At 66.5% G+C, this 22,501-nt stretch carries 21 protein-coding genes; 13 read left to right on the forward strand and 8 right to left on the reverse strand.

The features are described from left to right. Positions 1-31 precede the first annotated feature (31 nt). On the reverse strand, positions 32-2,173 hold the full coding sequence (gene fadJ / locus VGQ44_08290) for a fatty acid oxidation complex subunit alpha FadJ (protein ID HEV8446805.1): 2,142 nt from the start codon (positions 2,171-2,173) through the stop codon (positions 32-34). Next, complete coding sequence (gene fadI, locus VGQ44_08295) at positions 2,170-3,468, reverse strand: acetyl-CoA C-acyltransferase FadI (GenBank protein HEV8446806.1); 1,299 nt, start codon at positions 3,466-3,468, stop codon at positions 2,170-2,172. Before fadI ends, fadJ begins: the two co-directional genes overlap by 4 nt. 28 nt (positions 3,469-3,496) lie before the next feature. On the opposite strand from fadI, the gene VGQ44_08300 reads away from it, so the two are divergent. The 5 genes from VGQ44_08300 (at position 3,497) to VGQ44_08320 (ending at position 9,806) form a co-directional block, all read left to right on the forward strand. After that, positions 3,497-5,134 carry a glycerol-3-phosphate dehydrogenase/oxidase gene (locus tag VGQ44_08300; protein HEV8446807.1) on the forward strand — a complete coding sequence of 546 codons (1,638 nt, stop codon included), beginning with the start codon at positions 3,497-3,499 and terminating at the stop codon, positions 5,132-5,134. A gap of 247 nt (positions 5,135-5,381) precedes the next feature. Then, positions 5,382-5,984, forward strand: a complete 603-nt coding sequence (locus tag VGQ44_08305) for a hypothetical protein (protein ID HEV8446808.1) — start codon at positions 5,382-5,384, stop codon at positions 5,982-5,984. A 25-nt stretch (positions 5,985-6,009) separates the two neighbouring features. Further along, the gene (locus tag VGQ44_08310) at positions 6,010-7,068 is read left to right on the forward strand and encodes a tetratricopeptide repeat protein (protein HEV8446809.1); all 1,059 of its coding nucleotides are present in this window, start codon (positions 6,010-6,012) and stop codon (positions 7,066-7,068) included. A gap of 45 nt (positions 7,069-7,113) precedes the next feature. After that, positions 7,114-8,139 carry a sigma 54-interacting transcriptional regulator gene (locus VGQ44_08315; protein ID HEV8446810.1) on the forward strand — a complete coding sequence of 342 codons (1,026 nt, stop codon included), beginning with the start codon at positions 7,114-7,116 and terminating at the stop codon, positions 8,137-8,139. Continuing rightward, positions 8,136-9,806 carry an HD domain-containing phosphohydrolase gene (locus tag VGQ44_08320; protein HEV8446811.1) on the forward strand — a complete coding sequence of 557 codons (1,671 nt, stop codon included), beginning with the start codon at positions 8,136-8,138 and terminating at the stop codon, positions 9,804-9,806. The genes VGQ44_08315 and VGQ44_08320 overlap by 4 nt, the downstream gene beginning before the upstream one ends. Here VGQ44_08320 and VGQ44_08325 read toward each other — a convergent pair. The 3 genes from VGQ44_08325 to VGQ44_08335 all read right to left on the reverse strand — a co-directional run bounded on the left by VGQ44_08325 (position 9,727) and on the right by VGQ44_08335 (position 12,246). Then, complete coding sequence (locus VGQ44_08325; GenBank protein ID HEV8446812.1) at positions 9,727-10,209, reverse strand: GreA/GreB family elongation factor; 483 nt, start codon at positions 10,207-10,209, stop codon at positions 9,727-9,729. The two genes, VGQ44_08320 and VGQ44_08325, sit on opposite strands and share 80 nt — an antisense overlap. A gap of 83 nt (positions 10,210-10,292) precedes the next feature. After that, positions 10,293-11,516: a deoxyhypusine synthase gene (speY, locus tag VGQ44_08330; protein ID HEV8446813.1), complete on the reverse strand. Its 1,224-nt coding sequence runs from the start codon at positions 11,514-11,516 to the stop codon at positions 10,293-10,295. A gap of 4 nt (positions 11,517-11,520) precedes the next feature. After that, positions 11,521-12,246: a TIGR00730 family Rossman fold protein gene (locus VGQ44_08335; GenBank protein ID HEV8446814.1), complete on the reverse strand. Its 726-nt coding sequence runs from the start codon at positions 12,244-12,246 to the stop codon at positions 11,521-11,523. A gap of 304 nt (positions 12,247-12,550) precedes the next feature. On the opposite strand from VGQ44_08335, the gene VGQ44_08340 reads away from it, so the two are divergent. Next, positions 12,551-13,990: an alkaline phosphatase family protein gene (locus VGQ44_08340; protein HEV8446815.1), complete on the forward strand. Its 1,440-nt coding sequence runs from the start codon at positions 12,551-12,553 to the stop codon at positions 13,988-13,990. Here VGQ44_08340 and VGQ44_08345 read toward each other — a convergent pair. Next, positions 13,944-14,969 (reverse strand): multicopper oxidase domain-containing protein, encoded by a 1,026-nt coding sequence (locus tag VGQ44_08345; GenBank protein HEV8446816.1) that lies wholly within the window; start codon positions 14,967-14,969, stop codon positions 13,944-13,946. The two genes, VGQ44_08340 and VGQ44_08345, sit on opposite strands and share 47 nt — an antisense overlap. 260 nt (positions 14,970-15,229) lie before the next feature. On the opposite strand from VGQ44_08345, the gene VGQ44_08350 reads away from it, so the two are divergent. From VGQ44_08350 to VGQ44_08360, 3 genes are all read left to right on the forward strand, one after another. Further along, complete coding sequence (locus tag VGQ44_08350; GenBank protein ID HEV8446817.1) at positions 15,230-15,508, forward strand: hypothetical protein; 279 nt, start codon at positions 15,230-15,232, stop codon at positions 15,506-15,508. Beyond that, a complete protein-coding gene (queG, locus tag VGQ44_08355) occupies positions 15,505-16,440 on the forward strand; it encodes a tRNA epoxyqueuosine(34) reductase QueG (protein HEV8446818.1) in 936 nt (311 codons plus the stop codon). Before VGQ44_08350 ends, queG begins: the two co-directional genes overlap by 4 nt. A 168-nt stretch (positions 16,441-16,608) precedes the next feature. Continuing rightward, entirely contained in the window at positions 16,609-16,872 is a 264-nt protein-coding gene (locus tag VGQ44_08360) for a hypothetical protein (protein HEV8446819.1), read from the forward strand. A gap of 13 nt (positions 16,873-16,885) precedes the next feature. Here VGQ44_08360 and VGQ44_08365 read toward each other — a convergent pair whose 3' ends face one another. Next, complete coding sequence (locus VGQ44_08365; GenBank protein ID HEV8446820.1) at positions 16,886-17,260, reverse strand: hypothetical protein; 375 nt, start codon at positions 17,258-17,260, stop codon at positions 16,886-16,888. Between the two features lie 194 nt (positions 17,261-17,454). On the opposite strand from VGQ44_08365, the gene VGQ44_08370 reads away from it, so the two are divergent. The 3 genes from VGQ44_08370 (at position 17,455) to VGQ44_08380 (ending at position 21,116) form a co-directional block, all read left to right on the forward strand. Then, entirely contained in the window at positions 17,455-18,519 is a 1,065-nt protein-coding gene (locus VGQ44_08370) for an LLM class flavin-dependent oxidoreductase (GenBank protein ID HEV8446821.1), read from the forward strand. 13 nt (positions 18,520-18,532) lie between these two features. Continuing rightward, positions 18,533-19,693: a hypothetical protein gene (locus tag VGQ44_08375; protein HEV8446822.1), complete on the forward strand. Its 1,161-nt coding sequence runs from the start codon at positions 18,533-18,535 to the stop codon at positions 19,691-19,693. A gap of 187 nt (positions 19,694-19,880) precedes the next feature. Next, positions 19,881-21,116, forward strand: a complete 1,236-nt coding sequence (locus VGQ44_08380; protein HEV8446823.1) for an OmpA family protein — start codon at positions 19,881-19,883, stop codon at positions 21,114-21,116. Positions 21,117-21,351: 235 nt separating this feature from the next. On the opposite strand, the gene VGQ44_08385 is transcribed toward VGQ44_08380, so the two are convergent. Next, complete coding sequence (locus tag VGQ44_08385; protein HEV8446824.1) at positions 21,352-21,954, reverse strand: YbhB/YbcL family Raf kinase inhibitor-like protein; 603 nt, start codon at positions 21,952-21,954, stop codon at positions 21,352-21,354. An 83-nt stretch (positions 21,955-22,037) separates the two neighbouring features. Between VGQ44_08385 and VGQ44_08390 the strand changes: the two genes are divergently transcribed. After that, positions 22,038-22,501: hypothetical protein (locus VGQ44_08390; protein HEV8446825.1), on the forward strand; the 464-nt coding region annotated here is incomplete at its 3' end.

Here is a 22,501-nt window from a genome sequence, read left to right on the forward strand (position 1 = left end):
AGAACAAAGAAATCCCAGCGTCACCTCAATTCTACCGTGGGCCGGCGTAAAAGCTCCGCCCCCCGGCTGCCATGTCGACGAGAAGTCGTGCGGGGTCGAATCGCTTGGGGAAGCGGATGTTGAGATCCTCTAACCGTTCTACGATCCGGCTCACGCCTGTGCTGTCCATGTAACGGAACGGTCCGCCACGGAATGGCGGGAACCCGACCCCGAAAACCGCCCCGATGTCGCCGTCGCGCGGCGACCGAAGGATTCCCTCCTCCAGACATCGCGCGGCCTCGTTCAACATCGCCAACACACACCGGTCGGCGATCTCGGCCTTGTCGATGGGCCGGCGCTCGCCGCCGATGACCGAGTACACGCTCTCGTCCACGGGGCCCTTTTCACCGCCGGCGCCGTATCGATAGAAGCCGCTCGATCCTTTTCGCCCGGTTCGCCCGGCGACGACGACGCGCCGCATCGATTCCGGTGGCGTCATGCGTTGTCCGAACGCCTCCGACAGTACGGACGCGACGCGGCCGCCCACGTCGATGCCGACCTCGTCGAGGAGCGTGATGGGCCCGACCGGGAACCCAAAATCGACGAGCGCCTGGTCGATCGCTTCGACCGACGCGCCCTCGTCGAGCAACCGACCCGCCTCGCTCATGTACGCCGACAAGGTTCGCGTCGTATAGAAGCCGGGGCCGTCGTTCACGACGATCACGGTCTTGCCGAGCCGCTTGCCGTAGGCGACCGCGGTAACGGTCGCTTGTCGCGACGTCGCCGGCGTCACGACGATCTCGAGCAGCGGCATGCGGTGGACTGGCGAGAAGAAGTGCATGCCGAGCACGCGCTCCGGATGACGCGCCGCCTCGGCGATGCGCGAGATCGGTATGGTGCTCGTATTCGACGCATAGACCGCGGCCGCGTCGAGCACCGGTTCCACCTCGGCGAGCACTTGGTGTTTGAGACCGAGGTCCTCGAATACCGCCTCGATCACCAGATCCACGGCCTCGAATCCCGAGTAGTCCGTCGTCGCGCCGACGAGACTCATCGCGTCGTCGAGTTGCTGCGGCGTGATCTGCCGGCGCGAAACACGCTCTTGCACGACCCCTCGAATCGCGGCGAGTCCATGCCCGATACGACCGGTGTCGGTGTCTTTCAAACGGACCAGCGTTCCGTGCTGAATGGCGACCGAGGCGATGCCCGCGCCCATGAAACCGGCGCCGAGCACGGCCAGCCTGTCGACATCGCGCGGCTGCGGTGCCGGCTCGGGAACGCCGCGATCCTTTTTCAAGGCGTTGCTCGCGAAGAACAGAAAGACGAGCTGCCGCGAAACCTCGGTCGCCGCCATCTCGCCGAAATGGCGGGCCTCCTCGGTGAACCCCTCGCCGTTGCCCGAATAGCCCGCGATCACGGCATCGAGCGCGGCGAGCGGTGCCGGGTAGTGCCCGTGCGTTTTCTCGAGCACGCTCTGCCGCGCCTTTTTGAAGACCACCCCGCGGCCGAACGAGTTGCTCTCGAGCAGGAGACTCGCCGGGCCGGCCGTGCGCCGGCGCGGTGGCCGGAGCGTGCCGCTCGCGAGAGCCCGAGCGCGACCGAGGGCGACGTCGCCGAGAATCGACGGATGCACCATCTCGTCGACGAGCCCCATCTGGAGTGCGCGCCTCGCGCGAATGGTCTTCCCCGTGAGGATCATGTCCAGCGCGGCCTGGAGTCCCACGCGGCGTGGAAGGCGTTGTGTGCCGCCCATGCCGGGGATGAGACCCAACTGCACTTCCGGGGCGGCGAACGTCGTCTGCGAATGATCCGTGCAAACGCGGTAACGGCAGGCCAGCGCGACCTCGAGGCCGCCGCCCAGACACGCGCCGTGAATCGCCGCCACGACCGGGACGCGCAACGACTCCAACCGGTTCAACAGATCTTGACCGGTGCGGCTCAGGCGCTCCGCGTCGGCCGCCGACCGGAGCTCGAGGAACTGCTCGATGTCGGCGCCGGCGATGAAACCGTCCGGCTTGCCGGAGATCAGTACGAGCGCTCGAATGAGCGTATCCTCATCGACGCGCGTGAACACACTCTCGAAGTCGGACACGAGATCGACGCCGAGCGTGTTCACCGGCTGGTCCGTGCGGTCGATCGTGACGACGAGAACGTCGTCGATCAGCTCGGTGGTAAGCGTCGGCGCCGACGTCATGCGCGCTCCACGACCATGGCGTGGCCGAGACCGCCCGCCGCGCAGACCGTCATGAGACCGAACTGACCGCCGCGCCGCACGAGCTCGTTGGCCAGCGTGGTGAGAATTCGTCCGCCCGTCGCGCCAAACGGGTGCCCGATGGCGACCGATCCGCCCATCACGTTCAACTTCGCGCGATCCACCTCGCCAATCGGATCGGGGAAGCCGCCGCGCTCCGCCCATTCGTAGGACATGAAGCCGGCCAGGTTGCACAACACCTGCGCGGCGAACGCTTCGTGCATCTCCACCAAATCCATGTCGTCGAGCGTGAGGCCGGCGCGCTGCAGCGCGAGAGGCGCGGCGAGCACCGGCGCCATCAACAACTGTTCGCCGGGGTCGACCGCCGCGTACGCGTAGGAACGGATGAACGCGAGCGGCCGGTACCCCAGCGTGCGCGCGCGCTCCTCACTCATCAGCAACACGGCGCTCGCGCCGTCGGAGAGCGGAGACGCATTTCCCGCCGTCACCGTTCCATAGCGCCTGTCGAACACGGGCTTGAGCGCGGCGAGCGCTTCGATCGACGTATCCGTTCGAATGCCGTTGTCCGACGCGAGCGACTCGGTGTAACGCGGCGGCACATAAACGGGAAACATCTCGGCGGTGAGACGTCCGTCATCCGTCGCCGCCGCGGCCATCCGGTGGGACCGCAGAGCGAACTGGTCCTGCGACTCCCGGGAAATGTGGTTGATCTTGGCCATCTTGTCCGCCGACTGCCCCATCGTCTCTCCCGTCGACGGCTCGGCGATCGCCGGCGTGATCGGCACGAGATCGCGCGGCCGAACCGAGGCGGCGATGCGCAGCTTGCCCGCCGCCGTCTTGGCGCGCGACAGCGCGACGAGCTTTTCCGACATCGAGCGCGAATGGAGAATCGGGACGTTGGAGAGCGATTCCGCGCCGCCGGCGATCATGATGTCGTGATATCCGAGAAGAATCTGATCCGCGGCGTCGGTGATCGCCTGGTTCGCCGACGCGCAGGCGCGGCTCACCGAGTACGACTCACAGTTGCGCGGCAGCATCGGCATCAGCGATATCTCGCGCGCGATGTTCGGCGCAGTGACCGACGACACGACGGTGCCGTACACGATGCCTTCGACGAGCCTGCCCTCCAGACTCGTTCGCTGAATGAGCTCCGCCACGGCCAGCTTGCCCAGCTCGATCGCCGTGAGACCCTTGAGCACCGTGCCCGCGCGCGCGAACGGCGTGCGGACACCGGCGATGATTGCGACACGGCGACCTGACGCCCCGAGTGCTGGCATCCGTGGAAACTGGCTTACCTTTGATCCAATGCAAGGTCAGCTCCCGACTCGCGCCGAGCGATTCGCGGCGCTCGGCGCCCCCGCCCGAGAGTTCGACCTACTCGTGATCGGCGGCGGGATCACGGGGTGCGGAATCGCGCGCGAGGCGGCGGCGCGCGGTTTGTCGGTCGCCCTCGTCGAAAAGAACGACTTCGCGAGCGGCACCTCGAGCCGCTCGTCGCGCCTGATTCACGGCGGCGTGCGCTACCTCGAGCACGGGCAGATCCACCTCGTGTTCGAGTCGAGCGCGGAGCGGAGGCAGCTGCTACGTCTCGCGCCCCACCTCGTGCGCCCGCTCGCGTTCACCTGGCCCGTGTACGCCGGCGCGCGCATCCCGCGGTGGAAATTGGGGCTCGGACTCACCGCCTACGACGCCCTCGCCCTCTTTCGAAACGTGCGGCGCCACCGGCGGCTCAGCACGCGCGGCGTGCTCGCGCGCGAGCCGGGGCTCGCGTCCGATGGGCTTCGCGGGGGCGCGCTCTACTACGACGCTGCCACCGACGACGCGCGCCTCACGCTGGCGAACGCGATCGGCGCCGCTGAAATCGGCGCGGTGGTCGTCAATCACGCGTCCGTGCGCGCTCTCGAGGCGCGCGACGGTCGAATCGTCGGCGCGCGCGTCGACGACGAGCTGACACGAGAGAGCGTCGACGTCCGCGCCGCCGTCGTCGTGAACGCGACTGGGCCATGGAGCGACACGGTCCGCGCCCTCGACCAGTCCGCACCGCTTCCGGGAGCGCGCAAAGCCGTGCGCGGAAGCAAAGGCACCCACATCGCGATTCGGCGGGAACGCCTCGGCAACCACGATGCGCTCACGCTGCTTTCGCCGATGGACGGCCGCGTGATGTTCGTGCTTCCCGCCGGTGCATTCGCCATCGTCGGTACGACCGACACGTTCACGACGTCGTCGCCCGACGACGTTCGCCCGACCGCCGAGGACGTGTCGTACCTATTGGCGACCGCCAATCGATTTTTCCCGGCCGCGAAGCTGGGGGCGAACGATGTCGTCGCGGCGTGGGCGGGTATTCGGCCGCTGTTGCCGTCGTCGCGCGAAACCCCAGGCGCCGCGTCTCGCGAGCACGCCGTGACCGTGAGCGGTGCCGGGCTCGTCTCGATCACCGGCGGAAAGTTGACGACGTACCGCGTCATGGCCGCCGACGTTCTGCGTGTCGTCCTTCGCGAGCTCGGACGCCCGGCGGGCGCCGCACACCTGACGCCTCTGCCGGGCGGCGACATTCGGTCGTACGAGCAGCTCGTTGCCGACATCTCGCGCGAGACCGATGACGCGTCGCTGAGCGCGCATCTCGCCGCGTCATACGGGAGCCGATGGCCACGGGTCTGGAGCGAGATCACGTCGGACGGCGGCGATACGCGCTTGGCCGACGGTCTTCCCTACACCGCCGGCGAGCTCCGTTACTGCGCGCGGAACGAGATGGCCTTCACGCTCGGCGATCTGCTCATCCGGCGCACCAAGCTCGCGTTCGAGACGCGTGACCACGGTGCATCGATCGCCGCGCGTGCCGCGGCGGTCGTCGCCGAGCCGCTGGGGTGGGACGCTCCGACGCAGAGCGGCTCGGTGGCCGCGTATGCCAAAGAAGTGCAACGAATCTTTTCAATCGAGGCCTGACCCCGCGGTTTTGCGCGTTCGCGCGGCGTCCACGCCTTCGGCCCGCGACGCCCCGGCCGGTAAGATTCTTGTCTAAAGACAGAATTCTTGGATAAAGATTCTTGGCTCCGAGCCGCCCAGAGCGGGTGGCTCATTTTCGACAAGGTGTTGCGGCATCGAGTGTTGGGAGGGCGGCACGAACGCTGCCTTAGGGGTCGGCGACCGCCCACCCGGCTTGCTACCTCACCACTACCCTGAGCTGACTTCGATGCGCCGTCGCATTCTCCTTCTCTCCACCGCCCTCGTTGCTGTCGTCGCGGCGGCATGCGTGTCCACCGACATTCCGACCGCGCCCAGTGGTCCGGCCGGGTCGGTGCCTACCGAGGCGACCGAGGCGAACGCCAGCCTCACGAGTCTTCTTGGCCTCGCCAATCCGATCCAGGTGACGCCGCTGCAGCGTACGACGCCGCTGGCGAACTCCGTGTCGACTTCGGCGACCATCGGTCCTCTCGGCGGTGCGTTGGCTCTGCCGAGCGCCGGCCTGCTCGTCGTCGTGCCGCCCCTCGCGCTGTCGTCGAAGCAGACGATCACCGTGACGGCGGTCGCCGGTTCGAACGTCGAATACGAATTCGCGCCGCACGGCCTCAAGTTCAACCTGCCGCTCGTCGTGACCCAGAACCTCGGCCTGACGCAGGCCAGTCGCAACGGGTTGGTGAATCCTCTCTCGCTCTTCGCCGGATATTTCCCCGATTCGACCAAGCCGACGTCGATCACCGAGCAGCTCAACGTCAACGTGGACCTGCTGAATTCAGTGGCGACGTTCACGGTGTGGCACTTCTCGGGGTACATCCTGGCCAGCGGAAGAGAGTAAGTCCTCTCCACGCTGTCGGGGAACGATGAACCTCGAGCCGATCCGCGGACATTCGGGGCACGCGGCCGAGGAGGCGAGACGTCTAACGGAGCTGGGGCGCGCCGCCGGGCTGGGGGACTCTCCTGACGACGCAGTCAGGTTGCACCAAGACGCTCTCTCCCTCCTCGGCGCGCACGAGGCGACACCTCTCGTCGCCGACGTGCTTCGATGGCAAGGCACGGTGCTTCGCGATCGAGGAAACCCGGTCGAGGCCAAGCCGCTCTATCAACGAAGTCTCACGGTCGCGCGGGAGCTGAGTTACAGCGCAGGCATCGCGCACGCGCTGAACTGCATCGGCATCCTCGCCTTGAACGCGGGCGACCTGCCGCTCGCCGACGATCTGTTCACGCAGGCGCTCACGGCGACGGAGTCGTGCGGCGAGCCGCGACTCGTCGGCATGATCCAGCAGAACCTGGGCGTCATGGCCGACATTCGCGGCAACCCGGTCGCGGCGATGGCGCACTACCGGGCGGCGCTCCGGACGTTCGAAGCGCAGAACGATCAGCAGCAGGTGTGCTGGGTGCTGAACAACCTCGGCATCGTCCACGCGAAGGACGGGCATCACGACGAGGCTCGCAAAGCGTACACGCGCGCCCTCGAGATCGCGACCGAACGCGGCGAGATGCTGTTCGAGGGAATCATCGAAGGAAACCTCGCCGAGTTGGAATTGATCTATGGAAACGTGAGCGCCGCCCGGCCGGCGATCGACAGGGCGTTGGAGATCGCGGAACGCAGGCGCGACAGCGCTCGCCACGCGATCGCGCTCAAGCTGGTCGGCGCCGCCCACCGCATGGGCGGCGACTTGGCGGCTGCCGAGGAGGCACTCGGAAAGGCCGCCCGATTGGCGGCGGTGTCGGGAGACGCGTTGACCAGCGCTGAAATCCGCTTTCAGCTGGCGTGCGCATTGGCGGCGGGGGGCCACCGAACGGTTGCCGAAGAGACCTGGAGTCGGTCGTTGCTCGCGTTCGAGCGCATAGGTGCCCGCCAGTGGGCAGCCCGAGTGCGCGATCGATTAACCGGCGGGGAGAACGGACGATACTTCTAGGGCCAAGCTTCAATCGCTAAGCCCCAATCCCGCCAGAGGTTCCGGTTGCTGCACGATGAAGATCGCACGGCCGCCGCGTCGGACCGCGCGCCTGACTTCGGGTTTCAAAACATCGTGGGCTCGAGCCCGCTGCTCCGCGAAGCCATCAGCCTCGCGAAGCAGGTGGCGGGCACGCGCCGCACCACGGTCCTGCTGATCGGCGAGACCGGAACAGGCAAAGAGTTGTTCGCGCGCGGCACCCACTACGCGAGCGCGGCGGCCGATGAACCCTTCGTCGCGATCAACTGCGCGGCGATACCCGAGGCGCTGCTCGAGTCGGAGTTGTTCGGCCACGAACGCGGCGCGTTCACCGGTGCGCACGCGCGCAAGCAAGGACTCCTCGAGCTCGCGGGTTCGGGAACGCTCTTCCTCGATGAAGTCCACCATCTGCCTCGCATGCTCCAGCCTAAGCTGCTGCGCGCGCTGGAGTCGCGTCAGGTGCGTCGCCTCGGCGGGTTCGAGGAGATCGCGATCGAATGCCGCATCGTCGCGGCGGCCAGTCCGCTCCTCGAGCAGGTGGTGGCCAGCGGCGAGTTTCGGGAGGACTTGTACTACCGCCTCAACGTCTTCTCGATCACCCTGCCGGCACTTCGCGACCGAATCGAGGACATCGAGGTCATCGCCCGTCATTTCCTCGCGCACGAGACGCGCGAGCACGGACAATCCAAGGCGTTCTCCGCCGATGCGTGCGCCGCGCTGCGCGTACATCGCTGGCCCGGGAACGTGCGCGAGCTCAAGAACGTCGTCGAGCGCGCGGCGATTCTGAGTGGCGACTCGTCGATCGTTCGCGCCGAGCACCTGATGATCCAGCGGCGAGCGGCGAAAGCGAGCGGACCCGACGCGATCGGTGAGATCAAGATTCCGACCAACGGCAAGTTGCTCGACGAGATCGTCGCCGAAGCGGTGACGCTCACGCTCAAGATCACGAACGGGAATCAGGCGGCGGCGGCGCGCTTGCTCGGCATCTCGCGCCCGACGTTGGCGAAGAAAATGACCCGTCCTCCCGCGCCTACGCGCGCCTCGGTGGCGTGAGCGCGCAGAGCACGGCGTTTCCCCTGCCCCTCAGCGGCGCGGCGGCGCATCTCGTCGTCGAAGCCGAAACCGCCGAGCGCGCGGGCAATCGAGAGCTCGCGCGACTTCTCTACGACCGCGCGCTGCGGCTGCTGCGCGAGAGCCGGGCGGCCTCGACGATTCTGCGGCGCATCGCCCGCTCGTATTGCGACGACGGCCAACTCGACGTCGCTCTGGACTGTCTCGACGCCGCGCTCGGCTCGGCCGAGGCGCACGGCGCGCTCGCGGACATCGCTCACGCGAAGAATCTCGCCGGCAACATCCTGCTGACTCGCGGCGATTACGCGGCGGCGGAACCGATGTACGCGCGCGCGCTTTCGTTGGCCGTCGAGACGGGGGAGCGCCAGCTCGAAGCCATGGTGGCGCAGAATCTCGGCGTCATCGCGAGCATGCGCGGCGACTTGCCCGCGGCGCTCGAGCACTACGCGACGAGCCTTGTCGTCTATCGGACGCTCGGGATGCAGCGGCAGGTCGGACACGCGCTCAACAACATGGCGCTCGTCTATACGCATCTCGGCCGGCTCGACGAAGCGCAGGCCGCATACGACGAGGCGATCGTGTTGTGCCGCGCGGCCGGCGACGTGCCGCACCGGCTATTGGCGCTGACCAACGCTGCCCGGCTGCACCTCGTGCGCGGCGACTTGAACGCCGCAGACGCGCTCTGCCAATCGATCCTTCCCGAGGCGATCGAAGCAAACGACGACCGCGCCCTCGGCGAGACGTACAAGCATCTGGGCGTCATCGCCCGCGCGCGCGGCGACTTCGAGAGCGCCGAGCGCCATTTCGCCGCCGCGTACGACAACGCGATACGCCGCGAGGATCTGCTGCTCGCCGGCGAGACGGCGCGCGACCAAGCCGAGTTGTTCGAGCTGTTGCACAAGAATCGCGAGACCTTGCAGGCTCTCACGCAATCGCACCGCCTGTTCACCAAGCTCGAGTCGCAGCGCAACCTCGCCGAGCTGCAGGAGCGGGTCGAGCGCCTCGAGGAGCGGTTCTACCTCGTCGTCGCGCGCTGGGCGAGCTCGATCGAATCGAAGGACAACTACCTGCGGGGCCACTGCGAGCGCGTCGCCGATTACGCGTGCGCGCTGGCGCGAGACATCGGGTTCGACGAGATCACGATGTTTTGGTTCCGCATCGGCGCGCTACTCCACGACGTGGGAAAGATCTCGGTGCCGACGGAGATCTTGAACAAGCCCGGCCGGCTCACGCCGCGTGAGCGCGAAGTGATGGAAGGCCACGCCGCCGCGGGCGCGGAGCTCCTCGCGGACATCGAATTTCCGTGGGACATCCTGCCGATGGTGCGCCACCACCACGAGCGGTGGGACGGCGCGGGATATCCGGACCGCATCGCCGGCGAGAACATCGCGCTCGCGGCGCGGATCGTGTGCGTCGCCGACGTGTTCGACGCGCTGACGACCGACCGACCCTACCGCGCCGCGTTCTCGCGCGACGAGGCGCTGACGATGATGAACAACGACCGCGGGAAAATCTTCGATCCGTACCTGTTGACGCGGTTCAACCGCATCGTTCAGGAAGAGGCGGCGGCTATTCCTCGCCGCCGCCGCGGTCGTGTATCGTACGGAGCTCGACGACGCGGAGCTGGCGCACCATCGTCGGCAGCCTGAGGTAGGCCACCTCGCCGACGGCCTTGCCGAGCAGCGCCCGGCCGATGGGCGACGCCATCGTGACGTGTCCCTCCTCGAACTCGATCGCGTCGCCGAAGACCAGATAGTAAGTCTCGCGGCCGCCGGCTTTCTGATCCTCGAGCACGACCTTCGATCCCAAACCCACGCGGTCCGACGGGATCTGCGACGGATCGATCGCCGAAAGCTTGCTCAGGCGCTCGCGCAAATGCCCGAGGCGCGCCTGCACGAATTGCTGGCGCTCGAGCGCGGCCTTGTATTCACTGTTCTCACGGAGGTCGCCGAGCTCGACGGCTTTGCGAATTTCCTGCGGCAGCGTGACGTTGAGCTCGTACTGTAGCCGTTCCGCTTCCGCGGCGAGTTTTTGCTTCAGCTCTTCGATCATATCGCCCGGTCGCGAGCGTTTTGAGTCCAGGGAAAACTTACGCGCCCGGCCGACAGGCCGGGCGCGTGGCTCACCGTTCCAAGTTATCCCGCGTGCGCGCCGCTGGCAAACGACGCGTCGGACGACCGGGCGAACTCGGCGCGCAAACGCTCCATCATGGCGTCGCGCCGATCGTACAAGCGCTTGAGCGGGCGGTCCGCGTGCCGCGCCTTGGCGTACGACGTGAGCAGCGGCAGCGCGACGGTCGAGTCCATGTAGCACACGACGGCGTCGGGCAATCGATCGGGATCGATCTTGCCCCAGCTCACGGCTTCGGCGGGCGTGGCGCCGGAGAGGCCGCCCGTGTCGGGACGCGCGTCGGTGATCTGCAGGAAATAGTCGTGTCCCTTTTCGTCGATGCCGAGCACTTCCTGAATCTGCGGCTCGGTCTGCAGCATGAAGTTCTTCGGGCTGCCGCCGCCGCAGATGAGCACGGCCGACTTTCCGCCCGATCGTTTGGCGTCGAGCACGATCGACGCCGTCTCGTTCACATCGAGGTTCGGGTCGATCGTGCACTTGTTCCCCTCGAGCGCGAGCGCGGCGACGTTCATGCCGATCGACGAATCGCCCGGCGAGGAGGTGTAGATCGGCACGCCGGCGTTGTACGCCGCGGAAAGCAACGACTTCTGTCCGACGGCGAGCGCTCGCTCCCGTTCGCGCACGTACTTGCCGCACAGATTGTGGAACTCGGCGCTCGACATCGCGCGCTGAAACTCGGGTCCTTGAATGACGGCCCGAAAAAAGGCGTCGGTCGACAGCAGCACGTCGTAGTCGAAGAAGATGTCGTAGATGCGCACGACGCCTTCGTCGCGCAGCACCACGTCCGACTCCTGCGGATTCCCGCGGTGCATCGCGAGCCCGAGACCGAAGTGCGTGTCGTGATAGAGATTCGCGCCGGTCGAGATGATCCAGTCGACGAACCCGCTCTCGATGAGCGGAATGAGCGCCGCCATGCCGAGCCCCGCCGGCGTGAGCGCCCCGGTGAGCGTCATGCCGACCGTGACGTCGGGATCGAGCATCTTTTTGGTGAACAGTCCGCACGCTTCTCGAAGGCGCGCCGCGTTGTAGGCGAGGAACACGTTGTCGATCAGATCCGCGGCTGTTTCGGTTCCGCTGATCGCCTTGGGTTCGATGCGCGGCCCGCGGAGATACTTGCTCTTCTCGCGCGCTTCGTGCTTGGCGCCCGAGCGCTCGCGCTCCTCTGCGGCCGCCTTCTGCGCGCCCTTGGGGCCGGCGGCCGATGGTTTGTTGTCGGAATGCTTCGCCATGTCGTCAGCGTCCCCCCCCGTTTTGCGCTTCCCACGCCTGAATCACGGCGTGCGCGGCTTCTTGGGGGTCGTCGGTGAGCAAAATCAAATCCAGGTCTCCCGGTGAGATTTTCGCTTCGCCCAACACGCGCGACTGGATCCAGCGGATCAGCCCGGCCCAGTAGTGTCGGCCGAACATCACGACCGGGAATTGATAGATCTTGCCGGTCTGGATCAGCGTCAGCGCCTCGAAGGCTTCGTCGAGCGTGCCGTACCCGCCCGGGAAGATGATGAACGCGTTCGAGTATTTGATGAACATCGTCTTCCGCACGAAGAAGTAGCGGAAGTTGATGAGCGTATCGAGATACGGGTTCGCGCCCTGCTCGAACGGCAGCTCGATGTTGCAGCCGATCGACGTGCCGCCCCCCTGCTTGGCGCCTTTGTTCGCCGCTTCCATGATCCCCGGACCCGCGCCGGTGATGATCGCGAACCCTGCCTCGGCGAGCAGACGCGCGACTTCCTGCGCCGCCTGGTACTGCGGGTCGTCGGGATGCGTGCGCGCCGAGCCGAAGATCGTCACCCCTTTGGTCACGTGCGCGAGGTTGTCGAACCCTTCGATGAACTCGCCCATGATCCGCATCACACGCCACGGATCCGTGCGGGTGAAATCGTCGCGGCTGCTTCCCGATTGCAGGAGCTTCTCGTCTTCCGTGACCGGCGGGATGTACGTGCGAATCGCGTCGTCGACCATCTTGGGCGGCGTGGTCGGTCCGCCCGGGGTTTTCTCGGAGGGCGGTGTGCGCCCGGCTGCGCGGTGCCCCGCCTCCGTCCTTTCCCGATACCCCTCTTGGGCCGTCCTGGACGCCTCGGCCAGGAGTTGAGGACTCGCTTTATTGCCGCCCGCCGTCCGCGGCGACCTCGGCTTCGCGGGGCGCGCGGCCTTCGCCGTGACGGCGCGTGATTTTCGGTCTGGCATGGCGTTCATCTTACGGGGTTGAGGGAGGAGTTCACAGAGGCGAGCTTCTCCATGGGGGCTCCCCTCTACTCCGCCACAAGTGTCAGTCGTCATTCTCCTCGCCGATGGCGCGCGTCCGGATACGCTCGCGGCCGCGCTCGATTCGGGCGCGTTGCCGGCGCTTGCCCGTCTCCGTGCCGAAGGCGGGCTCCACACGGTCACGTCGTGCTTCCCCTCGGTGACCGGGCCCGCCTATGCCCCGTTCCTCATGGGCCGTTTTCCCGGCCCGGTCGGCTTGCCGGGACTTCGCTGGTTCGACCGCGACCGGACGGCCTGCACGTTCCCCGACTACTCGCGCAGCTACGTCGGCTATCAAATGAGTGCGGTGAACCGGGACGTGGACGCTTCGGCGCCGACGATCTTCGAGCTCACCGGTACGAGTTTAGGAGCGCTGAGCGTCATCACGCGGGGACTGCCGCCTCGCCAGCGCATCGGTTCGATCACGCCGCGTTCTGCCCTGCGGGCGGCACGCACCCACTTTTCGGGCGACCTCGCGGGGTGGCTCGAGATCGACCGCATCGCCGCCGACCAGTTCGTGCGCCGCCTCCGCGTCGAGCAGCCGGACTTCGCATTTGCCGCGCTCACTGGCGTCGACAAGGTCTCGCACTCGCGGGGGCAGAGCTCGCCGCTGACGATCGATGCCCTCCGCATCGTCGACGCGACCGCCGCGCGCATTCGCGACGACGCCGAGCGAAGCGCACGCTGGGACGACATGCATCTGTGGATCGTGAGCGACCACGGACACTCGCGCGTCACGTCGCACGAGGATCTCACCGGCGTCATCGAGGCGATCGGCCATCGCACCATGTCGCACCCCTGGGTCGTGACGCTCGGCGCCGAAGTCGCGGTGATGGTGAGCGGCAACGCCATGGCGCATTTGTACTGCGACGTCCGGGCACGCGCGCGTCCCTCGGTCGACGCGTCACGCTGGCGCGCGTTGTGTGATGCGCTCCTTGCCCGTCGCTCGGTCGACCTACTCGCCGTGCGTCGCGGCGACCGCGTCATCGTGCGATCGGCCGACCGAGGCGATGCCGCCGTTTGGCGAACGGAGCGCGGATTCCACTACACGCGCGAATCGGGTGATCCACTCGGTGTCGGCCAGGACGTCTGCGGCGCTTCGGACGACGAGGCGTACGATCTCACGATCGACACCGACTATCCGGATTCGATCGTCCAGGTCGTTCACCTCGTTTCGTCGCCGCGGTCGGGCGACATCGTACTCTCGGCGGCGCGCGATTGGGATTTTCGTGCGCGCTACGAACCGATTCGCCACGTGAGCTCGCACGGCGCGCTGCACCGAGAGCACATGCTGGTGCCGCTGCTCACGAATCGTCCCTTGCCAGACGCGCCGCGGCGGACCGTGGATGTGATGCCCAGCGCGTTAGCCGCGCTCGGCGCGCCGATGCCGCCGATTCTCGATGGACGGTCGTTCCTCAGTGCACCATCGTCGCAAACTGTTTCGGTATTCCCACCTGAATGATTCCGACCGCGCCCTTTTCGGCGTCCGCGAAGCTATGCGTCACGAAGGGGTAGAGCCCCTCGCCGCCGTCAAAGACCGCCTCGAACACCACACCGCCGCCCGCCGGCACCGTATAGGTCTGAACGCCAGTGAGCGCGTGGGCCGGATTTCCGTCGGGATACACACGGTCGAACACCGCACCGACGACATGGAAATCGCTGTTGAACGTCGGCCCCGCGTTGACGACGAAGAATCGCACGCGATCGCCTGCGTCGACCTTGATCGGATGATCCTTGTACTGAAACGCGCGGCCGTTGAACACTACCTGCGACGGGTTGCGCGACGTCGCTGCTTGCCAATCGGGCTGCATCGGCACCATCACGCCGCCGGCTTTGGCCGTGTCGCCCGGCTTCGCGTAGAACTCGCTCTGCACGAGCACGTACTCCTTGTCAGCCTGCGTGCCCCAGCCACCCTTCGGATCGACGATGATCGGGAAATACATGCCTTGCATGAGGTGCATGAGCACCGGGGGCGTGCCGCAGTGAACCATGAACGCGCCAGCATCACGCGCGAGAAACTCGAACGACACCGAGTCCTTGGGCAGGATCATCCGATAGGCGACGTTGGGCGGAATGCGCGCGGCGTGAAAGTCGATCGAATGCGGCATCGGCGACTCGTTCACCACGGTGACCCTCACCGAGTCCCCCTGTCGCACGCGCAGCACCGGACCCGGCACCGTACCGCCGAACGTCCAACCCTGATACGCCACGCCGTTCGAGATCTCGACGATGGCGTCCTTGATGGGAACGCGGAACTGCTTGATGTCGGCGTCGCTCGCAGGCGCGAGTCGCGGATCGTAGACAGGGCTCGTCGCACGCCGCAGGGTGTCGAAGTCGACGCGATCGACCGTCGAGTGACGCCGCGCGCCGGTGAGAAGGGCTAGACCGCCAAGGAGTGCCGTGGCGCCGAGGGTGGCTGAAATCCAGGTTTGCTTCCGCATTGAAACTTCTCCGGTCGGGGAGCGAAGCGCGGTGGCGCATTGCCGTCGGGCTTGTAGGAGAAGTTCGTCTTTTCCGGGCAATATCTCCGTCGGACGAAGCCGGAAAGCCGATCCGATGGGTACCCGACAAGCCCGTCAGGGAAACCCTCACCAGGTCGGCGAGCCCGATTTCTCAGTCGGGGCGAGCCGGGCCTCCGCGGCACGTGGCGCCGCCTCGTGCCGAGGGTAAGGATTAGACGAGCCCAATTGCATTTTTGAACATGCCTCAATCGATCGACGCTGTCATCAAACGATCTTGGTCATCGGTCGCGGCCAGGCTCGTGTGGCGCGCCATCCGACATCCCCGCACCGGGTTGGCGCTGCTTCGCGTCGGCTGGCGGTTCCGCGCGCGTGATTGGTATCGCCGGTTCCCGTTTCTTCCGCTCCCCGACGCCACCTACGTGCGTTGGCGGATGTATACCGCCTATGGTGACGAATCTGCGGTGCCGAGCGCGGATGATGTCGAGCGATACGCGACATGGGCCGTGCGCAAACCATGATCGAATCGCTGATCAAGGCACAGGCGTACGGCCTTGGCTTCGACCTCGTCGGCATCGCCAAGCTCGGCCCCGCGGAGACCGCGCCGGCCTTCGACGCGTGGCTCGAGCGCGGCTACGAGGGCGAGATGGCGTACATGTCACGGACCGCGGCCAAGCGACGCGACTCGCGCTTGCCATTTCCGACGGCCAAGAGCGCGATCGTCGTCGGAATGGACTACGGCGGACGCGAGCCCTCCGGTCCCGTCGCACGGTACGCGCGCGGCGACGACTACCATGAAGTGCTGCTCGAGCGTCTTCAATCCCTGCACCATTTTGTCGAAGCGGCGGTCGGCTCTCGCGTCACGGGGAAAGCGTACGTCGACACCGGTCCGATCCTCGAGCGCGATCTCGGACGACGCGCCGGACTCGGCTGGTTCGGCAAGAACACGATGCTGATCAACCCGCAGCGCGGGTCGTTCTTTTTTCTCGCCGAATTGGTGCTGGATCTCGAGCTCGACCCCGACGCGCCGTTCGCGAGCGATCATTGTGGCACGTGCCGCCGGTGCATCGATGCCTGTCCGACGGGCGCGATCGTCGAAGAGCGTGTGCTCGATTCGAACCGGTGCATCTCGTATCTCACGATCGAGATCAAGGGCGAGATTCCGGGGGAATGGCATGCGGCCATCGGGGGCCACGTGTACGGGTGCGACGTGTGCCAGGAAGTGTGTCCGTGGAATGAGAAGTTCTCGGTGCCGGTACGCGAGGACGCGTTTCGGACGCGCACAGCGCTCGAAGGTCGGGACGCTCCCGCGCTGGCGCGAGAGATTCTTTCGACGGACGACGAGCATTTTCGCAGCGCGTTCAGAGCGTCGCCAATGAAGCGCGCCAAGTTGCGGGGGTTACGGCGGAACGCGGCCATCGTGCTCGGGAACGTCGTCGGGGCGGACGGTTAGGCGGCGCCGTCGCGGACTCCGGGGCGCCTCTTCGCCTCCCTCCACAACCGAGGCTTCCGCGGAGGTCGAGCGCGAGGAACGAGAGCTCGGTCTGGCTGAGAGCATTTGCTCTGGCTGCGGGGCGCCGACGGCTCATCGTCACTGCTGCCTCATCCCTCAACAGAGGTCATGGACACCTCCGCAGTCCTGAACAAGGCACTCGTCGGCCGATACGAGATCGAGCGCGAGATCGGCGCGGGGGGAATGGCCAGCGTCTATCTCGCGCGCGACGTCAAACATCGCCGCCAAATCGCGCTCAAACTCCTCAAGCCGGAGTTGGGCGCCGCGCTCGGCGTCGAGCGCTTCCTGGCGGAGATTCAGGTGACGGCCAACCTGCAGCGCGAGCCGTGCGCGCTCGCGCGTCCCTGGCCGTTTCGTCCGCCGAGACGGTGAGCGTCCGTCGGACTCATGCCCGCTTTGCCGTGAACGTACCGCTCGCCATCCCGCCGAGATCGACCGAGCCTTTGAGCGCGTCCTTGCTCTCGATTGTGCCGGTGTAGGTCACGGTGACCGCAGTGCCCTGCACGTTCCCCTGCAGCGTGAACGAGAACTTTCCGTCCTTCACCGAGCCTTTGAGCTCCGCCTCGCCGAGCATTTGCGAAGAGTAGTGCCCGGTGAGCGAATCGCCCTTCTGCGTCAAGGTCACGGTTGGCGTGCCGCTCCCGCCGTCGGTGTTCACGGTGAAGAGCCATTTCCCGGTGAGATCGACGCTCGCACTCGACTGCGCGAACCCCACTGACGGTAGCGATGCGGCCCCGAGCACGACGACAGGCAGGATCATTCTCCAAAGCGATCGCATACGAGAGCTCCGAAAGAGGTGGCACGAATCCGAGCGGCACGAGCGTTCCGCGCGATCGAATCTGATTCGTCGCGCGTCGGTGGGCGAGGGTCGGCGCGCACGCCGTTCGCCGCGACCGAAAAGTCATGCCGGCTGTGCGGGGGGCCCCGGTCGACAGCGTCCGTACATTTTCGCGCATGGAAGACACCGAACATTCGCGAAACACATCCTCGATCGAGCTCGGGCTCGACACCTTCGGCGACGTCACGCGTGGCGCGGACGGCAAGCTCCTCTCCCACGCGCAGACGATCCGCGACGTCATCGACGAAGCCGTGCTCGCCGACGAGGTGGGCGCCGACTTCATCGGCGTCGGCGAGCACCACCGCGACGACTTTTCGATCTCGGCCCCCGAAGTCGTTCTAGCGGCGATCGCCGGACGCACGCGCCGCATCAAGCTCGGCTCAGCCGTGACGGTGCTCAGCTCCGACGACCCGGTGCGCGTTTTCGAGCGCTTCGCCACGCTCGACGCCGCGTCGAACGGCCGCGCCGAGGTGATCCTCGGCCGCGGATCGTTCACCGAGTCGTTTCCGCTGTTTGGGTATCCGCTCTCGAAATACGAGGTGCTATTCGAGGAGAAGCTCGAGCTGTTCGCCGCGCTGCTGCACTACGACCGCACCGGCGAGCCGGTGAGCTGGGAGGGTTCGACCCGCGCGTCGCTGGAGAAGACGCGCGTATTTCCGACGACCGAACACGGACTCAAGGTTTGGATCGGAGTCGGCGGCAGCCCGGAATCGGTCGTGCGTGCGGCGCGCTATCGGCTTCCGCTCACGCTGGCGATCATCGGCGGCGATCCGCGGCGGTTCAAGCCGTTCATACAGCTGTACACCCAGGCGCTCACACAAATGAACGCGCCCATGCTGCCCGTCGGCGTGCACTCGCCGGGACACGTCGCGGATACCGACGAGCAGGCTCGCGAGGCGATGTGGCCCGCGTTCAAGGCGATGCACGACCGCATCGGCGCGGAACGCGGGTGGGGGCCGATCAGTCGCGCGCAGTTCGAGCAGGAGGTCGAACGTGGCTCGCTGTACGTCGGATCGCCGGAAACCGTCGCCGGCAAGATCGTCGGCACCGCGCGCGCGCTCGGAATCGAGCGATTCGACATGAAGTACAGTGCGGGCACGCTGCCGCACGACAAGATGATGCGCAGCATCGAGCTGTACGGACGCTCGGTGATCCCGCGCGTGCGCGAGCTGCTCCGCTGACGCAACTTTAGCGATGATCCACTTCGTCGTCGGCGCCGAGGGCAGCTTCTCGATGCGATACTACCTCGACGAAGAAGGGATCGCGCTGCGGGACTGCATGCGTGTCGTGCTGTACGACGAATTGGCGCGTTTCGATCGCCTGCCGCTCGGTACGTGGGTCTTTACCGAGATCGATCGCCTGACAAACGCGGAGCGCGACCTCGCGAACCTCGCGTGCGAGCGCCTCGCCGGCGCAAACGGCCTCGCGCGCGTGATGAACCAACCGGGCCGCGTGCTCCTACGTCACGAATTGCTGCACGCGGCCCGTGCGGCGGGCATGAATCGCTTTTGCGCGTGGCGCGCGACGGACGTCGTTTTCGGCGACGGCCGGACGGCGAAAGACCATCGGACCACTGGCGCCGCGGCGCTCCGCTACCCGGTCTTCGTCCGCTTCGCCAACCGGCACACGGGCAATCTGACACCACTGCTCGAATCGCCGAAGCAGCTCGAGGCCGCGCTCGCTTCGCTCATGTCGTCGCGCCACCGACTGCACGAACTGCTCGTCGTCGAGTTCTGCGACACCAAGGACGAAGACGGACTCTATCGCAAATATTCGGCGTACAAGATCGGGGATCGCGTCGTGCCGCGGTACCTGGAGATCAGCCGCGAGTGGATGGTGAAGTGGGATTATAGAATCTTCGACCGCGTCCGCGCCGACGAGGAAACGCGCTACCTCGCGGCGAATCCGCACGAGGCATGGATTCGCGACATTTTCGAGGTCGCGGGAACCGACTACGGCCGCGTCGACTATGGCGTGCTCGAGGGCGTTCCACAGGTCTGGGAGATCAACACGAACCCGACGATCGGCCGACCGCCGGGACCGAAGGTTCCGTATCTGCCCCATATCGCGGCCTACAAGGAAATGCTCGCGCCCGCCTTTGGCGCGTTTTACCAGAATTTTGAAACGGCGTGGCGAGCCGTCGACACCGCCGACTCGGACGACAACGTGGAGTTCGGCGTACCGAGCGCGCTCCGCCGCGCCGTCGAGACCGGCGTTCGGCAACGCCGACGCGCAGAACAAATCGGCTCAGTCGTGGGCGCGATCGCGCGCCAAGCATGGGTTCGGCCGGTGACGCGTTTCGTGAAACGAGGTCTTGCGTCGCTGGCGTCCGCTCGGCTGCGATTCGGCCGCTGACAACACCGCGCATCGAGCGCGGGGGCATTGGATCAAGGTCCTCCAGCATCATCGGTGAAGCGCCAGCCGATGCGCGCCTTCCTCTTGCTTAGGCATAGCCGCATACCGTATGGAACGGCGACGACTCGCAACCGCGAGGCGACCCCGAGGCGCCCGCGGGTTGGATTTCAGTGGGACGGGTACCGAGATGACGACCTCGTTGATCGACAGCGTGAAGAATTTGGCCACGCCGGATCTGACCTCGAAAATCGCATCGAGTTTGGGAGAGCCCATGCATGGCGTGTCGAGCGCTTTGTTGGGCGGGCTGAACTCGATGCTGCTCGGAATTCTTGGAAAAACGGCGGATCCGACGGCCATGCGGTCGGTGTTCAACATCGTGACCGACCCCGTCAACGACGGACGCGTTCTCGACAACCCCGCCGACCTCGTCGGCGCCCCCGAAGGCGCGTTGTCATCGCTCGGCGGACAGCTCTTGTCGAACGTGCTCGGCGCCCGCGGCGCGGCGGTGAATGACGTACTCGCCCGGCTGAGCGGCTTGCGCAGCGGATCGATCTCGTCGCTGATGCGCATGGCGGCCCCGTTGCTGCTCGGCGTCCTGGGGAAGCGCGCCCGTGACGGCGGCTTGAACGCGAGCTCGTTTACGCGTCTGTTCGAGGACGAGCGCGAGGGAATCGAGAACGCGGCGCCTCCGGGGGTCGCGGGAGCACTCGGGCTGGCCGAGCCGGCGGCTCCGTCATACGACGCCGAGGCGAGCTATGAGACGCGGCCCGCCGACCAACCGTCGCGAGTCTACGCTCCCGAAGAGCAGACGAGTGGCGTACGCTGGCTGTGGCCGGCGCTGGTCGCGCTCGCCGCAATCGCGCTTTTCCTCGGCACGCGCGCCAGGCATCGCACGCCGGCTCCCGTAGCCGACACGACGACCGCGCGCGCGCGTACCGCGGGCGGAACGGTGGCCGAGCTGTCGTCGGGCATTACGCAGGTGAAGCTTCCCAACGGAAACGTCCTCACCGTGCCCGGCTCGAGCGCCGAAGCCAAGCTCGTGGCCTTCCTCAACGATTCGACTCGCGCCCTAAACGACACGTCGTGGATCGTGCTCGACCGCGTCCACTTCGAGAGCAACTCCAGCAAGATCGACCCGGACGCCGAGAATCAGGCCAAGAACGTCAGCGACATCCTCAAGGCATATCCGCACGCCGTCGCGAAGATCGGCGGCTACACGGACAGTACGGGAAGTGACGCCGCCAACCTGAGACTGTCGCGCGAGCGCGCCGAGAGCGCAGTCTCGTCCGTCGAGCACAACGGCCTCTCCGCGTCGCGCATCATGGCCGAGGGGTTCGGATCGAAGAACCCGGTGGCGGACAACTCCACCGACGACGGAAAAGCTCAGAACCGCCGCGTGGCGTTGCTGGTGATCACGAGATAGTCGCGGTCACGGGCCTCTGGCCACAGGTCTCCGGTCACCGGTCACCGGTCACCGGTCTCCGGTCTCCGGTCTCCGGTCTCCGGTCTCCGAGCCAAGCAGTTATCGGTGACCGGTGATCGTCGGCAAAGGCTTTGTTCTTCCGCGAAATCCGTGTGTAATCCGTGAAATCGTTGCAGTACCAATTCGTGCAGCTCCCCAGGCGCAACATCGATCACCCTCGAGTGCCAGCAACGCCCTATTGAGGTCGATGAAAGAGCCCGACGTAGACGGCTTTGCCGAGTACGTGGCCTTGCATCGCTTTCATGACGTTGGCGCGCGTCTCGAGCGCGGCGTTCACGGCCGGCGTCGCGGATGACGGGGTGACGTCGAGCTTCGTGTCGAGCGCGTAGACCTCGAACGTGTAGTGATGCAGCGGCCCGGTCGCGGGCGCTCCCGGTCCACGATATCCCGGGCCCGACGCGCTGATTTGGCGAGTGCCGTCGGGGAGCTCCGCGCCGGACTTCATCGCCTCGGGCAATCCGGCTGCTCCGGCGGGGATGTTCCAGACGATCCAATGCGGCTGCGTTTCGGTGCCGCGCTGAATGGACACGTCGGGGTCGAGCATGTTCACCACGAAGCTCATGGTTCCCGCCGGCACGTTGCTCCATTTGAGCTCGGGCGAGACCTGCTCGCCCGCCTGAGTGAACTTCGCCGGGATCTGTGCGCCGTCGGGCCATGCGGGGATGGTGAGCACCATCGGCGTCGGGCGCGGCGCGGGCGCGGCCTGGGCTCGCGCCTGTGATGCACTGGCGATCAAAACGACAGCAGCCAAGAAGGCGCGAACGGCGAGGGGTCGCATGCGATCAGCCTCGTGTTGGAGTTGCAGCGACAAAGCTGCGTGATCGGGCTCGTTCGCGACAGACGCGCGGCATAGCTTAGGGCGTGACTTCCCGCCGCGAGTTTCTCGAAGCCTCGGCGTTGCTCGCCGCCACGAGAGTCGTCGATCGAGCTCGAGCCTACGCGAATCTCGAATCGCACGCGCCGCGCGGATTCATCGATCTCCGGCGCGCGCCCGACGCCGTGACGGTGCAGACCGCCGACGGCGACCGGCGGCTCGTTCGCGACAGCGCCGATCACTGGACGGATCGCGAGCTCGTTGTCGCAACGACGCCGGGCCGCTTGCTGCTTCACGTCGGCCTCACGTCGCCGACGGCCGCGGTGAAGCGGATACACCTTCGCTGGCGCGGCGATTTGAGCGCGACTCGCCTCGTGCTTGGCGATGCGTGGGAGCGCGCGTACGGCGATCTCGAGTGGCGAGGTTGGACGCCCGATCGCGTGATGCCGTGGTACTGCGCCACGTTCGACGGATCGCTCACGCACGCATACGGCGTGAGGACCGGCGCGAG

It is taken from the genome of Gemmatimonadaceae bacterium, from assembly GCA_036003045.1.
In the GTDB taxonomy this organism is placed as follows: Bacteria; Gemmatimonadota; Gemmatimonadetes; order Gemmatimonadales; family Gemmatimonadaceae; genus JAQBQB01.

What these genes read in the sequence shown, in the direction of transcription:
- VGQ44_08380 (HEV8446823.1), top strand. Translation starts at nt 19,881, where the DNA reads ATGACGACCTCGTTGATCGACAGCGTGAAGAATTTGGCCACGCCGGAT.
- VGQ44_08305 (HEV8446808.1), top strand. Translation starts at nt 5,382, where the DNA reads ATGCGCCGTCGCATTCTCCTTCTCTCCACCGCCCTCGTTGCTGTCGTC.
- fadJ (HEV8446805.1), bottom strand. Translation starts at nt 2,173, where the DNA reads ATGACGTCGGCGCCGACGCTTACCACCGAGCTGATCGACGACGTTCTC.
- VGQ44_08370 (HEV8446821.1), top strand. Translation starts at nt 17,455, where the DNA reads ATGGAAGACACCGAACATTCGCGAAACACATCCTCGATCGAGCTCGGG.
- VGQ44_08310 (HEV8446809.1), top strand. Translation starts at nt 6,010, where the DNA reads ATGAACCTCGAGCCGATCCGCGGACATTCGGGGCACGCGGCCGAGGAG.
- speY (HEV8446813.1), bottom strand. Translation starts at nt 11,516, where the DNA reads ATGGCGAAGCATTCCGACAACAAACCATCGGCCGCCGGCCCCAAGGGC.
- VGQ44_08335 (HEV8446814.1), bottom strand. Translation starts at nt 12,246, where the DNA reads ATGGTCGACGACGCGATTCGCACGTACATCCCGCCGGTCACGGAAGAC.
- VGQ44_08345 (HEV8446816.1), bottom strand. Translation starts at nt 14,969, where the DNA reads ATGCGGAAGCAAACCTGGATTTCAGCCACCCTCGGCGCCACGGCACTC.
- VGQ44_08350 (HEV8446817.1), top strand. Translation starts at nt 15,230, where the DNA reads ATGCCTCAATCGATCGACGCTGTCATCAAACGATCTTGGTCATCGGTC.
- VGQ44_08300 (HEV8446807.1), top strand. Translation starts at nt 3,497, where the DNA reads ATGCAAGGTCAGCTCCCGACTCGCGCCGAGCGATTCGCGGCGCTCGGC.
- VGQ44_08325 (HEV8446812.1), bottom strand. Translation starts at nt 10,209, where the DNA reads ATGATCGAAGAGCTGAAGCAAAAACTCGCCGCGGAAGCGGAACGGCTA.
- fadI (HEV8446806.1), bottom strand. Translation starts at nt 3,468, where the DNA reads ATGCCAGCACTCGGGGCGTCAGGTCGCCGTGTCGCAATCATCGCCGGT.
- queG (HEV8446818.1), top strand. Translation starts at nt 15,505, where the DNA reads ATGATCGAATCGCTGATCAAGGCACAGGCGTACGGCCTTGGCTTCGAC.
- VGQ44_08360 (HEV8446819.1), top strand. Translation starts at nt 16,609, where the DNA reads ATGGACACCTCCGCAGTCCTGAACAAGGCACTCGTCGGCCGATACGAG.
- VGQ44_08385 (HEV8446824.1), bottom strand. Translation starts at nt 21,954, where the DNA reads ATGCGACCCCTCGCCGTTCGCGCCTTCTTGGCTGCTGTCGTTTTGATC.
- VGQ44_08375 (HEV8446822.1), top strand. Translation starts at nt 18,533, where the DNA reads ATGATCCACTTCGTCGTCGGCGCCGAGGGCAGCTTCTCGATGCGATAC.
- VGQ44_08365 (HEV8446820.1), bottom strand. Translation starts at nt 17,260, where the DNA reads ATGATCCTGCCTGTCGTCGTGCTCGGGGCCGCATCGCTACCGTCAGTG.